Annotated in this window: 13 protein-coding genes and 2 tRNA genes; 7 read left to right on the top strand and 8 right to left on the bottom strand. The window is 66.1% G+C overall.

Annotated elements, in window-relative coordinates:
* Window positions 1–7 precede the first annotated feature (7 nt).
* The 5 genes from rimM to Q0632_RS01070 all read left to right on the top strand — a co-directional run bounded on the left by rimM (window position 8) and on the right by Q0632_RS01070 (window position 3,658).
* Complete coding sequence (rimM, locus tag Q0632_RS01090) at window positions 8–571, top strand: ribosome maturation factor RimM (protein ID WP_298923447.1); 564 nt, start codon at window positions 8–10, stop codon at window positions 569–571.
* Between the two features lie 12 nt (window positions 572–583).
* Entirely contained in the window at window positions 584–1,330 is a 747-nt protein-coding gene (gene trmD / locus Q0632_RS01085; protein WP_298923445.1) for a tRNA (guanosine(37)-N1)-methyltransferase TrmD, read from the top strand.
* Window positions 1,331–1,468: 138 nt separating this feature from the next.
* Window positions 1,469–1,840: a 50S ribosomal protein L19 gene (gene rplS, locus Q0632_RS01080; protein ID WP_298923443.1), complete on the top strand. Its 372-nt coding sequence runs from the start codon at window positions 1,469–1,471 to the stop codon at window positions 1,838–1,840.
* Window positions 1,841–1,915: 75 nt separating this feature from the next.
* Window positions 1,916–2,623, top strand: coding sequence for a CoA pyrophosphatase (locus Q0632_RS01075; RefSeq protein WP_298923441.1), 708 nt, complete (start codon window positions 1,916–1,918; stop codon window positions 2,621–2,623).
* A gap of 36 nt (window positions 2,624–2,659) precedes the next feature.
* Window positions 2,660–3,658: a CobD/CbiB family protein gene (locus tag Q0632_RS01070; protein WP_298923439.1), complete on the top strand. Its 999-nt coding sequence runs from the start codon at window positions 2,660–2,662 to the stop codon at window positions 3,656–3,658.
* Here Q0632_RS01070 and rsgA read toward each other — a convergent pair.
* Genes rsgA through Q0632_RS01055 form a run of 3 tightly spaced genes read right to left on the bottom strand, consistent with a single transcriptional unit; the run spans window position 3,655 to window position 6,188 of the window.
* Window positions 3,655–4,581: a ribosome small subunit-dependent GTPase A gene (gene rsgA / locus Q0632_RS01065; protein WP_298923438.1), complete on the bottom strand. Its 927-nt coding sequence runs from the start codon at window positions 4,579–4,581 to the stop codon at window positions 3,655–3,657. The two genes, Q0632_RS01070 and rsgA, sit on opposite strands and share 4 nt — an antisense overlap.
* A 12-nt stretch (window positions 4,582–4,593) precedes the next feature.
* Window positions 4,594–4,929: a 4a-hydroxytetrahydrobiopterin dehydratase gene (locus Q0632_RS01060; RefSeq protein ID WP_298923437.1), complete on the bottom strand. Its 336-nt coding sequence runs from the start codon at window positions 4,927–4,929 to the stop codon at window positions 4,594–4,596.
* Entirely contained in the window at window positions 4,926–6,188 is a 1,263-nt protein-coding gene (locus Q0632_RS01055) for a M48 family metallopeptidase (protein ID WP_298923436.1), read from the bottom strand. Before Q0632_RS01055 ends, Q0632_RS01060 begins: the two co-directional genes overlap by 4 nt.
* A gap of 35 nt (window positions 6,189–6,223) precedes the next feature.
* Here Q0632_RS01055 and orn point away from each other — a divergent pair, with 35 nt between their 5' ends.
* Together orn and Q0632_RS01045 are read left to right on the top strand one after the other, a co-directional pair.
* Window positions 6,224–6,811, top strand: coding sequence for an oligoribonuclease (orn, locus tag Q0632_RS01050; RefSeq protein ID WP_298923435.1), 588 nt, complete (start codon window positions 6,224–6,226; stop codon window positions 6,809–6,811).
* 200 nt (window positions 6,812–7,011) lie between these two features.
* Complete coding sequence (locus Q0632_RS01045) at window positions 7,012–8,871, top strand: DEAD/DEAH box helicase (protein WP_298923434.1); 1,860 nt, start codon at window positions 7,012–7,014, stop codon at window positions 8,869–8,871.
* On the opposite strand, the gene Q0632_RS01040 is transcribed toward Q0632_RS01045, so the two are convergent.
* From Q0632_RS01040 to Q0632_RS01020, 5 genes are all read right to left on the bottom strand, one after another.
* On the bottom strand, window positions 8,868–10,103 hold the full coding sequence (locus tag Q0632_RS01040) for a multidrug effflux MFS transporter (protein ID WP_298923432.1): 1,236 nt from the start codon (window positions 10,101–10,103) through the stop codon (window positions 8,868–8,870). The two genes, Q0632_RS01045 and Q0632_RS01040, sit on opposite strands and share 4 nt — an antisense overlap.
* A 78-nt stretch (window positions 10,104–10,181) precedes the next feature.
* Window positions 10,182–10,257 (bottom strand) — tRNA-Lys (locus Q0632_RS01035).
* A gap of 26 nt (window positions 10,258–10,283) precedes the next feature.
* Window positions 10,284–10,359, bottom strand: a tRNA-Ala gene (locus Q0632_RS01030).
* A gap of 105 nt (window positions 10,360–10,464) precedes the next feature.
* Window positions 10,465–11,823: a Gfo/Idh/MocA family oxidoreductase gene (locus tag Q0632_RS01025; RefSeq protein WP_298923430.1), complete on the bottom strand. Its 1,359-nt coding sequence runs from the start codon at window positions 11,821–11,823 to the stop codon at window positions 10,465–10,467.
* Window positions 11,820–12,731, bottom strand: a complete 912-nt coding sequence (locus Q0632_RS01020; RefSeq protein WP_298923428.1) for a phytanoyl-CoA dioxygenase family protein — start codon at window positions 12,729–12,731, stop codon at window positions 11,820–11,822. The genes Q0632_RS01025 and Q0632_RS01020 overlap by 4 nt, the downstream gene beginning before the upstream one ends.
* Window positions 12,732–12,801: the final 70 nt, after the last annotated feature.

The raw sequence follows: 12,801 nt of genomic DNA, 5'->3' as shown, positions 1-12,801 counted from the left end.
CAGCGCGGTGATCACCGGCCTCGAAGCCGCGGAATTGCCCGCGGACGCCATCGAAGTCGGCCGCATCGCCGATGCCTGGGGCGTCAAGGGCTGGTTCAAGGTCCTGCCCCACAGCGCCGATCCCGAGGCGCTGTTTTCTTCCAAGCGCTGGTACCTGCAGCCGTCCGAAAGAGGTGCGAAAACCTTTTCCGGCACGGCATTGCTGCGCGTGCGCGAGACCAAGGACCATTCCGGCTCCATCGTCGCCAGCGCCCAGGAAGTGGACGACCGCGACGCCGCCGAGGCGCTGCGCGGCGCCCGCATCTTCGTGCCCCGCTCCAGCTTCCCCACCGCCGCCCAGGATGAGTACTACTGGGTCGACCTGATCGGCCTGCAGGTGGTCAACCGCGAAGGCCAGGCCCTGGGCCAGGTGCGCGAGCTGCTGTCCACCGGCCCGCAGACCGTGCTGGTGCTGGAGTTCGAGGCCGACGGCAAGCCCCAGGAACGCATGATTCCCTTCGTCTCGGCCTTTGTCGACAGCGTGAGCCTGGCCGACAAGCGCATCACGGTCGACTGGCAGGCCGACTACTGAGGACGGGGCCGCATGCGCTTCGACCTCATCACCCTGTTCCCCGAGCTCTTCGCGCCCTTTCTCGAAAGCGGCGTGACGCGGCGTGCCTACGAGGGCAAGCTGGTCGACGTGCGCCTGTGGAGCCCGCGCGACTTTGCCGAGGGCAACTACCGCCGCGTCGACGACCGGCCTTTCGGCGGCGGCCCCGGCATGGTGATGATGGCCGAGCCCCTGGCGCGCTGCCTGGCGGCGATCCGCTCCGAGCGCCAGGACAGCGCCCCGGTCGTGCTGTTTTCCCCGGTGGGCCAGAAGCTGGACCATGCAGGGGTGGAAGCCTGGTCGGCCAGCGCTGGCGCCGTGCTCGTGTGCGGGCGCTACGAGGGCATCGACCAGCGCTTCATCGACGCCCATGTGGACTTGCAGATCAGCCTGGGCGACTTCGTGTTGTCGGGCGGGGAAATCGCCGCCATGGCGCTGCTCGATGCAGTGGCCCGCCTGCAACCGGGTGTCCTGAACGACGAGGGCAGCCACCAGCTGGACAGCTTCAACCCGGCTCTGGACGGGCTGCTGGACTGCCCGCACTACACCCGGCCGGAGCAGTGGCAGGGCCGGTCGGCGCCGGCCGAATTGCTGTCCGGCCACCATGCCCAGGTCGAGCGCTGGCGCCGCGACCGGCGCCTGGAAATCACCGCCAGCCAGCGGCCCGAGCTGATCGAGGCAGCGCGGGCGGCGGGCCGTCTGAACAAGGCCGACGAGGCATTTTTGGCCAAAGGCCAATAAATTGTTTATAATCATGGGCTTACCCCGATCCTCTGCGGCATTCCAGGTGACCTGAAAAGGAAGCCGAAATATCCAAAGGCAGCCCGACCAGGCTGCCTATCCTTAACAAAACTGCACGCACGATCACTAGGAAACACCATGAATCTGATCGAAACCCTTGAGCAGGAAGAAATTGCCCGCCTCGGCAAGAAAATCCCCGTGTTCGCCCCCGGCGACACCGTCATCGTCAGCGTCAACGTGGTTGAAGGCACGCGTAAGCGCGTGCAGGCCTACGAAGGCGTCGTGATCGCCAAGCGCAACCGTGGCCTGAACAGCGGCTTCACGGTGCGCAAGATCTCCAGCGGCGAAGGCGTGGAACGCACCTTCCAGACCTACAGCCCGCTGATCGCCGCCATCGAAGTCAAGCGCCGCGGCGATGTGCGCCGTGCCAAGCTGTACTACCTGCGTGACCGCAGCGGCAAGTCGGCCCGCATCAAGGAAAAGCTGCCCAGCAAGGCCGCTGCCGCTTAAAAAGCAGCAGCCGCTTCGCCAGAGCAAGCCGCCACCGGCCCCGTGCCCGTGGCGGCTTTTTCATTCCCAAGCCACATGTCCCACGCCGACGTTCCCGCCGACACCGCGCTGTCCAAGCTGCCCAATTTCGATCCCCGCACGGTGCCGGTGGTGGGGATCGATGGACATCTGCCGGCGGTTGCTCCGGCGTTGCTGCAAGCAGATGCGCTGCGCCAACGCTTTGCCGCACCGCCGGTGTGGTCGCCCGAGATCTGGGCTGAGCGCAAGTTCATGGACCGCGAGCCGGCCCGCGCCTCGGTGCTGATCGCTGTGGTGATGCGCGAGCAGCCGACGGTGATCTTTACCGAACGCAGCACCCACCTGTCCACGCATTCCGGCCAGGTCGCCTTCCCGGGCGGCAAGCAGGACGAGACCGACGCCGATGCCAACCACACGGCGCTGCGCGAAGCGCACGAGGAGATAGGCCTGGAGCGCGATCAGATCGAGTTGATCGGCCGCCTGCCAACCTACATCACCGGGACGCGCTTCATCATCACGCCGGTGGTCGCCCTGGTGCAGCCGGGCCACCGGCTCACGCTCAACCCCTACGAGGTGACGGATGCCTTCGAGGTGCCGCTGCAGTTCCTGGTCAACCCCGCCCACCACCGGCACCACAGCATCATGATCGGCGGCGTGGCACGCGAGTGGCTGTCCATGCCCTACATGGAGGGCACGACCGAGCGCTTCATCTGGGGTGCGACAGCGGCCATGCTGCGCAATCTCTACAGATTCCTCAGCGCGTAAACCGCGGCCCATGACACGGCCGCTATCATTGCCGGCATGAGCTTCTTCGCCATCCTGTTTGCTCTGCTGCTCGAGCAGGTGCGGCCGCTGGCGCGCCAGAACCCCGTTCACAGCGGCCTGCGCAGCTGGGCGCGCTGGGTCAGCAGCAATTTCGACGCCGGCAAGCCGCAGCACGGCTGGATCGCCTGGAGCCTGGCCACGGTGTTCCCGGCCCTGCTGGCCGTGGGCGTGCATTGGAGCCTGACCCTGACCATAGGCTGGCCGTTCGCCGTGCTCTGGAGCGTGGCCGTGCTCTATGTCACCCTGGGCTTCCGTCAGTTCAGCCACTACTTCACCGACATCCGCGACGCCCTGGACGCGGGCGACGAAGATCGCGCGCGGGAGCTGTTGGCGCAATGGCAGCAGGTCGACGCCAGCGAGCTGCCGCGTAGCGAGATCGTGCGCCATGTCATCGAGTATTCGGTGCTGGCGGCGCACCGCCATGTGTTCGGCGTGCTGGCCTGGTTCTCGGTGCTCGCCGCGCTGGGCCTGGGCCCCGCCGGCGCCGTCTTCTACCGCATGGGCGAGTTCGTCTCGCGCTACTGGCGGCACCGCGCCCGGGTGCAGATCCAGCCGGCCAGCGCGGCGCTGCAAACGGCCGCGGCGCGTGCCTGGGCGTGGGTTGACTGGCTGCCGGCGCGCCTGACGGCCCTGGCCTTTGCCGTGGTCGGCAGCTTCGAGGACGCGATCGACCGCTGGCGCAACCATGCCCAGCGCTTTCCCAACGACAACGACGGCGTGATCCTGGCCGCCACCTCCGGGGCGATCGACGTGCGCCTGGGCGGCGAGGCCCTGCGTTCAGCCTTCGCACCGAACAGCTCGCAAAGCTTTCGCGCTGCCGGCGTGGCGACCGAGCCCATGCAAGACACGGAGAGCACGCCGGGCCGCGAGGCCGAGGTCGGCCACCTGCGCAGCGTGGTCGGCCTGGTCTGGCGCTCGGTCGTCTTGTGGATGGTGCTGCTGGCCCTGCTGACGCTGGCCCGCCTGCTCGGTTAATACCGTTGCGGCTGCGACAGTTCGGCGAACAGCTCGCTATAAATTTTGTAGCGCCTTGCGCCCACTGGATCGGGGCTGGAGACCGAATCGATCGCCGCAATGACGCTGCAGCCCGGCTCATGCAGGTGCGTGCAGTTGTAGAACTTGCAGTGGCCCAGGTGGGGTCGCAGGTCGGGCATGCAGTCGGCCAGCCGCGCCGGCTCGATGTGGTTCAGGCCGAACTCCTGGAAGCCGGGCGAGTCGATCAGCGCCGTCGTGCGCGTAGCCGCATCCACCCAGTACCAGGTGGTGCTGGTGGTTGTGTGCTTGCCTGAATTGAGGGCCTGCGAGATCTCGTTGGTCTCGGCCAGGGCGCCGGGTACCAGCAGGTTGATCAAGGTGCTCTTGCCGGCGCCCGAGGGCCCCAGCACCAGGGTTGTCTTGCCCTGCAGGTGCTTGAGCAGGGCCTCGCGGTCGACCTCCTTGGACAGCCGCAGCGACAGCGGCAGCACGCCGTAGCCCATGCGCTGGTAAGGCAGCAGGCGCGACCAGGCCTTCTCGAAAGGCTCGACCAGGTCGCTCTTGTTCAGCGCGATCAGCGGCGAGATGCGCTCGGCCTCGGCGGCGATCAGGGCGCGCGACAACTGGTGCTCGGAAAACTCGGGTTCGGCGGCCACCAGGATCAGCACCTGGTCCAGGTTGGCGGCGAAGGACTTGGTACGGATCTCGTCCTGGCGGTAGAACAGGTTGCGCCGCGGCTCGACCTTTTCCACCGTGCCCTCGTCATGCGAGCCCTGCCAGAGCACGCGGTCGCCCACCACCGCCTTGCTCTTTTTACCGCGCGGATGGCAGATCAGGCGCTTGCCTTCCGGGGTTTCGACGACGACGTGGCGACCGTGGCTGGCGACCACCAGCCCGGAGTCGAGCGCTGCGCGCTCAGCCAAAGCGGACTGCCCTCATGCGAGCAGCGCGTCGGCCAGCGACGCGCATTCGAAATCCGTCTCGGACAGGCCCTTGACGTCGTGGGTGTTGAACCTCACCACGCAGCGGCTGTAGTGGACCGACAGCTCGGGGTGGTGGTCCTGCGCGTTGGCGATGAAGGCCAGGGCGTTGACGAAGGAGATGGTCTCGTAATAGTTGGCAAAGCCAAAGCTCTTTTCGATCGCCACATCGGCACCGTCGCCACTGAGCTTCCAGCCCGGGGCCGCCGCCAGCCGCGTGACGATCTCGGTGGGAGACAGGGCGCGCCGCGGCTGCAGCGACCAGTCTTTCTTGCTCAGCATCGATGTCATGCGGTGGCTCCCATGCGTGCCAACCGTTCCGAAGCGGGTGGGTGCGAGTAGTAAACCTTGACGAAGACCGGGTCCGGCGTCAGCGTGGAGGCGTTGTCTTCGTAGAGCTTGAGCAGGGCTGTGCCCAGGTCGGCGCCGCTGGTCTGGGCCACGGCGTAGGCGTCGGCCTGGAACTCGTGCTTGCGCGAGAGCTGGGCGAACAGCGGCGAGATGAAGAAGGAGAACACCGGCACGGTCAGCATGAACAGCAGCAGGGCCAGGGCGTCGTTCGGCCCGCTCAGGTTGGGGCGCACGCCCAGCGCCGTGTAGAACCAGACCTGGGTCGACAGCCAGCCCAGCAGGGCGAAGCCGGCCAGGCTCATGGCGAACAGGCCCACGATGCGCTGGATGATGTGCTTGTGCTTGAAGTGGCCCAACTCGTGGGCCAGGACCGCGTCGACCTCGCCGGGCGAGAGCTTGGCCAGCAGGGTGTCGTAGAACACCACGCGCTTGGCGGCGCCGAAGCCGGTGAAGTAGGCGTTGGCATGGGCGCTGCGCTTGCTCCCGTCCATCACGAACAGGCCCTTGGCGGCGAAGCCGCAGCGCTGCATCAAGGCCGTGACGCGTGCCTTCAGGCTCTCGTCGTCCAGCGGCTTGAACTTGTTGAACAGCGGCGCGATGAAAGTGGGATAGAGCACCAGCAGCAGCAGGTTGAAGCCCATCCACACGGCCCAGGCCCACAGCCACCACAACGCGCCGGCCGCGCCCATCAGCCACAGGATGAGGGCGGCGATTGGCGTTCCAATGGCCAGGCCCACCAGGGTCGATTTGGCCAGGTCGGCCAGCCACAGCTGGAGCGTCATCTTGTTGAAGCCGAAGCGCTCCTCGATGACAAAGGTCTGGTAGAGCGTGAAAGGCAGATCCAGCAGCCCGCCGATGCAAGCAAATGCCGCCAACAGGGCCAGTTGCTGCCACATGCCGGTGCCGATCGCGCCGACCAGGGCGCGGTTGAGCGCGTCCAGCCCGCCCAGCAGGGTCCACGCCAGCAGCACGGCGGCGCCCAATGCCATCTCCAGCAGGCCAAAGCGCGCCTTGCTGATGGTGTAGTCGGCTGCCTTCTGATGGGCCGCCAGCGAGACGGTGGCGGCAAAGGGCGCGGGCACGGCGCCGCGATGGCGCGCCACGTGGCGGATCTGCCGCGTGGCCAGCCAGAACTTGGCGACCATCCCGGCCAGAAGGGCAGCGGCGAAGGCCAGCGTCAACGCGTAGGAAGCATTCATGCGGGCAAGTTTAGGCCATCGGCGACAATCGCTGCATGCCTGACCCTATTGCGCAAACAGTCCCTGCCACCCTCGCCAAGAGCGACCAGAACCTGATCTGGCTGGACTGCGAGATGACCGGCCTCGATCCCGAGGTCGATCGCCTGATCGAAATCGCCGTCATCGTCACCGGTCCCAACCTGGAGCCGCGCATCGAGGGCCCGGTGCTGGTGATCCACCAGAGCGACGAGCAACTGGGCAAGATGGACGCATGGAACAAGGGCACGCACGGCCGCAGCGGCCTGATCGACAAGGTCAAGGCATCGACGGTCACCGAGGCCCAGGCTGAGCAGGCGATCCTGGCTTTTCTGGCCAAGTACGCGCCCAAGAACTCCACCCCCATGTGCGGCAACAGCATCAGCCAGGACCGGCGCTTTCTGGTCAAGTACATGCCCAAGCTGGAAGCCTTTTTCCACTACCGCAACCTGGACGTGAGCACCTTGAAGGAGCTGTCCAAGCGCTGGCGCCCCGAGGTCTATGCCAGCTTCAAGAAGCAGCAAAAGCACACGGCCCTGGCCGACGTCCACGAGTCGATCGACGAGCTGGCGCACTACCGGCAGCATTTCCTGCGTCTGCAAGATTAGGTGAAAACCCGAAGTCGTGGCATAATCGTGGGCTGCGCTGCAAACAGCAGCACTTTTGCGCATCTCCCCTCATGCACAGGCTCGCCGAATGAGCCAACAGCGCCTCCAGCAGGCCCTGAACGTCGCGTTGATGGTTGATGTTTTTTAACCATTGACGCCACCGTCCCCCGCCCCGGGAGGCGTTTGCGTGCGAGACCCACATGACCGACACTTTTGAAGTGCAGGGCGACTTTGCGCCTGTGCAATCCAACGACACCGATTTCTCCTCCGCGCCGGCCGCCCAGGCCACGCAGTCTGTCGAGGCCATCGAATCGACTGAGCCCGCCGCGCCCAACGGCTTCGTCCTGCTGGGCCTGGCCCCGGAACTGATCCAGGCCGTCGCAGACCTGGGCTACACCCAGCCCACGATGGTCCAGGAAAAAGTCATTCCCCTGGCCCTGCCCACCGGCGAGAACGGCGGCAAGGCCAACAGCTACATCGACCTGATGGTTTCGAGCCAGACCGGCAGCGGCAAGACCGCGGCCTTCCTGCTGCCCGTGCTGCACACCCTGCTGACGCAGAAGGCCGACGCCGAAGCCGAAGAGCGCGCCGAATTCGACCGTGCTGTCGCCGAAGCCGCTGCCAAGGGCGAGCCCGCCCCCAAGCGCCCCAAGCGCAAGGACCCGACCAGCATGCGCAACTTCAAGGCCGCCGTTCCCGGCGCCCTGATCGTCTGCCCGACGCGCGAACTGGCCCAGCAGGTGGCGCATGACGCCATCGGCCTGGTCCAGCATTGCCGTGGCCTGCGCATCGCCAACATCGTCGGCGGTATGCCTTACCAGTTGCAGATCGCCAAGCTGCAGAACGCCGACCTGGTGGTCGCCACTCCCGGCCGCCTGCTGGACCTGCAGCGCTCCATGCAGATCAAGCTGGACAAGGTGCAGTTCCTGGTCGTCGACGAAGCCGACCGCATGCTGGACCTGGGCTTCTCGGACGACCTGGCCGAGATCAACCAGCTGACCATCGAGCGCAAGCAGACCATGATGTTCAGCGCCACCTTCGCGCCGCGCATCCAGCAACTGGCCGCGCGCGTGATGCGCCAGCCGCAGAAGATTCAGATCGACAGCCCGCAGGAAAAGCACGCCAACATCAAGCAGGTGCTGTTCTGGGCCGACAACGCCCAGCACAAGCGCAAGCTCCTGGACCACTGGCTGCGCGACACCACCATCAACCAGGCCATCGTCTTTGCCAGCACGCAAGTCGAGTGCGACGGCCTGGCGGGCGACCTGCAGCAAGCCGGCTTCGACGCCGTCGCCCTGCACGGTGCCCTGTCGCAAGGCCTGCGTAACCGCCGCCTGATGGCTCTGCGCCAGGGCCAGGTGCAGGTGCTGGTGGCCACCGACGTCGCTGCCCGCGGCATCGACGTGCCCACCATCACCCACGTCTTCAATTACGGCCTGCCGATGAAGGCAGAGGACTACACCCACCGCATCGGCCGCACCGGCCGTGCCGGCCGCGACGGCATCGCCGTCACGTTTGCCGAGCTGCGCGACCGCCGCAAGATCTTCGACATCGAGGGCTACAGCAAGCAGACCTTCAAGCCCGAAGTGATCCCCGGCCTGGAGCCGCAGCAGCGTGCCCCGCAAGGCGGCGGTGATTTCGGCGGCCGTGGCCGTGACGGCCAATCGCGCGACCGCAAGTTCGGCGGCGGCGGCCGCAATGCCGGTTTCGGTGGCGGCGGTGGTGGCTTTGGCGACAGGAACGCCCGTGGCCCCCGCCAGATGGGCGCCAACAGCTTCCCGGCCAATGGTGGCTTCGGTGGTGACCAGCGTGGCAACGACGGCCGCGGCGCACCGCGCGAAGGCTTCAGCTACGAGCGCAAGGGCGGTTTCAACGACCGCTTTGCCGGCCAGCGCAATGAAGGTTTCGGCGGTCAGCAACGCAACGAAGGCTTCGCGCCGCGCGGTGACTTCGCCGACCGCAAGCCGGTGTTCTCCAAGCCGCCGGCCAAGCCCGGCAATGGTGGCAAGGTCTTCGTGCCGCGCGACGTGAAGAAGCGCGCCTACAAGCCGGCCAACTAAGAAGAAGCAGCCACGGCGCGGCCGATCTCCGGCCAGCGCCTGTGCAGCCAGATCCAGGAGATCAGGCCCACGCACAGCATCAGCAGCGACGTCAGCGCCAGGGCGCGCGTCGAGTGCATGACCAGCGGTGCAATCACGCCGGCCACGATGCCGTTGGCCGTCGATCCCACCACCGCCTGCAGCGACGAGGCCAGGCCGCGCCGCTCGGGGTACAGGTCCAGCACCAGCAGCGTCACCACTGGCACCATCAGGGCCCAGCCGAAAGAAAACACCGCGATCGGCAGCAGCGCCCAGGCAGCGTGCGGCTCGAACGCGAAGTTGGCCGCGACATTGGCCACCGACACCAGCAACATCACCAGAAAGCCATGGCGGATCTGCGTCTTGGGCGCGATCTTGCCCGCCAGCCGGCCGCTGGCGAACGAGCCTGCCATGATGCCGGCGATGGTCAGCACGAAGAACCAGAAGAACTGCGTGGGTGCCAGGGCCAGGTGCGTGCCCAGGAATTCAGGCGCGGCCAGCACATACATGAACATGCCATTGAATGGAATGCCGCTGGCCAGCGCCAGCAGGAAAAAGCGCGGGCTCGAGCCCAGCTCCCAGTAACCTTGCATCAGGTTGCGTGCGTTGAAGGGCTGACGCTGCGTCACATGCAGGGTCTCGGGCAGCAGCTTGAAATTCGCAACCCACAGGACCACGCCCACGCCGGTGAGAAACCAGAAGATGGCGTGCCAGTTCAGGTGGACGAACAGCCAGCCGCCGATGATGGGTGCCAGCGCCGGCGCCACGCCGAAATAGATCGTCACCTGGCTCATCACCTTTTGCGCCTGCGCCGGCGGGAACATGTCGCGGATCACCGCCCGCGACACGACGATGCCCGCGCCGGTCGACAAGCCTTGCAGCGCGCGGAAGAACACCAACTGGCCGATGCTCTGCGACAGAGCGCAACCGGCCGAGGCGAGGGTGAACATCGCGATGCCCCACAGCACCACCGGCCGGCGGCCGAAGCTGTCGGCCAGCGCCCCGTGGAACAGGTTCATGAAGGCAAAGCCGAACAGGTAGGCCGACAGGGTCTGCTGCATCTCCACCGGCGTGGCGCCCAGCGCGCGGGCGATGCCCGAGAACGCCGGGATGTAGGTGTCGATGGAGAACGGACCCAGCATGCCCAGCAACGCCAGCAGCACGGCCAGGGCCCAGCGCGGTGCGCGCCAGAGGGTGTCGGCATCAGGATTCATGTGCTTGCAGTCTAGCCGCTACGCCCCCGCAAAAAAAAGCACCGCAGGCTTGGCGCATGCGGTGCTTTTGAGAAGTGGTGGTGGGCCCTGAGTGACTCGAACACTCGACCTACGGATTAAGAGTCCGCTGCTCTACCAACTGAGCTAAGAGCCCACTTCGAAAACTGAAAACTGGTGCTGTGGTGGAGAGGAGGAGGATCGAACTCCCGACCTTCGCATTGCGAACGCGACGCTCTCCCAGCTGAGCTACCCCCCCACAACAGCGCGTATTTTAACAACAAGCTGCGCAGGTTTCGGAGCAGCCGCAATTATGCCAAAAAAATCGACGTGTTTCCGCGCCGCGGCTTTTGTTTGCGATACATCACGCTGCTTTGCGCAGTGGCGGCGCGAACATCGCCTCCATCTCCTTGCGGATTTTGTAGGCGTGAGTGCTGGTGTCCATCGCGACATCGCGCCATGTCAGGCTCTGTCCCTTCTTCACCGGCCGCAGCACTTTCACGTCGTGCGCCAAGCCCAGGGGAAGTCCACCCATTTGCAGCGAGCGGTCCGAGGGCAGCAGCTTGCCCCATACGGTGTAGCCGCCTTCACCATCGAGCATCTCACCGGGCGCGAGATCGTGCTTGGCCGTGGCCACCACGTCGGCGTTCCAGCAGGTGGCCACGCCGGTGGGCTCGCCGCGCAAGGCCACGGAAGCGACCGACACGCCCACCTCCAGCCCGATCAGGTGCCAGCGCTTGTACAGCGTGAAGTAGCGCCCGCTGGGATCGGTGTGGGCGTTGTATTCCTCGAAGCAGTTCCTGATGTAGTCCGTCTCGGCCTCCACCGTCACCCACACGCCCATGCGGATGTCGTAGGGGATCTTGCGGCCGTTGGCTTCCAGCGAGGAGATCACTTCCACCATGCCCTTGCGTTCGAGCACGCCGCCTTCGCTGATGGGGCGCGTGACGAAGGGGATGTCCTCCACGCTGGCCGGCGGATAGAGCAGGCCGTTGGATGGCACCGTCAGGCCGGTGGCATTGGCCACCGCCGTGCTTTCGATCGAGGGCTTGGAGCCGTCCAGGAAGCTGTTGAACATCTTGGGATTGAGCCCGCCGCGCAGCGCCTGCTCGGGCGTCAGGCCGTAGTTGCCCCAGACCGTCTCAGGCGTCGATTCGCAAAAATGCGGCAGCCACTTGTGGCCGCGGCCGGCCGCCACCACCGGAAAGCCGCAGGTGCGGGCCCAGTCCACCAGGTCGCAGATCAGGGCCGGCTGGTCGCCAAAAGCCAGCGAGTACACGACACCGGCAGCGGCCGCCTTGCGCGCCAGCAGCGGGCCGCAGAACGCGTCGGCCTCCACCGTCACGTTGACCACGTGCTTGCCGTGGGCGAAGGCCTCCAGACAATGGTCCACCGCCGCGATCGGGTGGCCCGTGCATTCGACGATGAGGTCGATGGCCGGGTGCCGCACCAACGCCTGCCAGTCCTCGCTGACGTGGGTTGCTCCTGTCTTGATAGCATCATCGATCGATTCTGCGAGGGCTGTGGCCGGATTCCATCCCACACGTGCGAGGTTGGCGCGGGCCGTGTCGGGCGCCAGGTCGGCGATGCCCACCAGGTGCACGCCCGGCGTGCGCGGCACCTGGGCCAGGTACATGGAGCCGAACTTGCCGGCCCCGATCAGGCCGATGCGCACGGGCCGGCCTTGCGCCGCACGTTGCTGGAGTTTGGCGTGCAGGTTCATGCCGCTTTCTTCATTTCGTCAAAGGCAATGGGGGAGGTCTGCAATGCGCTGGCCGGCAGGCCCTGCTTCCACGGCACGTCCACCGGGTAGTCCTTGAGCAGGCAGTCGTCCGGCAGTGTCTCGATGGGCGTGAAGTCGCGGTGGGCGATGTACTCGGGCCGTTTGAAGCGGCGGATGTGGTTGGACACCGCGCACAGGCTGAGATAGACCGCGACGCGGTGCCAGGGCGAGAGATTGCTGCCCGAGGCGTGGACCAGGCAGCTGTGGAACAGGATCATCGAGCCGGCCGGTCCCTTGGGGCTGACGATGCCGCCTCCGACAAGGCGGCCGTCCTTGTCATACTGTCCCTTGCCACCAGCGCGCTCCACCAGCTTGCCGATCAGCGCGTCGTCCACCGTCCACAGTGGGTAGCTGGTGGTGGTCAGGTCGTGCCTGGCCTCCACCACGCCTTTTTTGTGGCTGCCGGGGATGAACATCAGCGGTCCGTTGTGCTCGTTGACGTCGTCCAGGAAGATGGCCACGTTCATTGCGCGTTCGGTGGGCATCATGTCGTCGTTCAGCCAGGTGCCGTAGTCCTGGTGCCACTGCCAGACGTCGCCCTCGAAGGCCGCCTTGCCGTTGATCTTGAACTGGTGCATGTACAGCTGATCGCCCAGCAGGTCTTGTACCGGCCCGATCATGCGTGGGTGCCGGGCCAGCCGGGCGAAGGGCTCGCTCACCAGGTGGGCGGCGAAATTGGTGCGCACCGCGTCCTTGCCTTTTTCTCGCACGTTGTAAGCCTCGCGCCGGCTGTACAGCGCGGGCACGGCGTCGGTCAGGGTGCGCGTCTCCGCAGGCGTGAACAGCCCGGGGAAGAAGAGGTAGCCCTCACTGTCGAACTGGTCCTTCTGTTCCTGCGTCAGTTGCATGGCTTGTCTCCTTCTCTGGTTTCGTCCAGACCGTGTCCAGCCACACAATACGCAGGCACGGCGGCCAGGG

The organism is uncultured Ramlibacter sp., from assembly GCF_936925435.1.
In the GTDB taxonomy this organism is placed as follows: Bacteria; Pseudomonadota; Gammaproteobacteria; order Burkholderiales; family Burkholderiaceae_C; genus Ramlibacter.
The sequence above is the reverse complement of the archived record's forward strand: the minus strand, read 5'-3'. Positions and strand labels throughout refer to the sequence as shown.

Coding starts and splice junctions, on each gene's coding strand:
- trmD (WP_298923445.1), top strand. CDS start 584: ATGCGCTTCGACCTCATCACCCTGTTCCCCGAGCTCTTCGCGCCCTTT.
- rplS (WP_298923443.1), top strand. CDS start 1,469: ATGAATCTGATCGAAACCCTTGAGCAGGAAGAAATTGCCCGCCTCGGC.
- Q0632_RS01075 (WP_298923441.1), top strand. CDS start 1,916: ATGTCCCACGCCGACGTTCCCGCCGACACCGCGCTGTCCAAGCTGCCC.
- Q0632_RS01070 (WP_298923439.1), top strand. CDS start 2,660: ATGAGCTTCTTCGCCATCCTGTTTGCTCTGCTGCTCGAGCAGGTGCGG.
- Q0632_RS01060 (WP_298923437.1), bottom strand. CDS start 4,929: ATGACATCGATGCTGAGCAAGAAAGACTGGTCGCTGCAGCCGCGGCGC.
- Q0632_RS01055 (WP_298923436.1), bottom strand. CDS start 6,188: ATGAATGCTTCCTACGCGTTGACGCTGGCCTTCGCCGCTGCCCTTCTG.
- orn (WP_298923435.1), top strand. CDS start 6,224: ATGCCTGACCCTATTGCGCAAACAGTCCCTGCCACCCTCGCCAAGAGC.
- Q0632_RS01045 (WP_298923434.1), top strand. CDS start 7,012: ATGACCGACACTTTTGAAGTGCAGGGCGACTTTGCGCCTGTGCAATCC.
- Q0632_RS01040 (WP_298923432.1), bottom strand. CDS start 10,103: ATGAATCCTGATGCCGACACCCTCTGGCGCGCACCGCGCTGGGCCCTG.
- Q0632_RS01025 (WP_298923430.1), bottom strand. CDS start 11,823: ATGAACCTGCACGCCAAACTCCAGCAACGTGCGGCGCAAGGCCGGCCC.
- Q0632_RS01020 (WP_298923428.1), bottom strand. CDS start 12,731: ATGCAACTGACGCAGGAACAGAAGGACCAGTTCGACAGTGAGGGCTAC.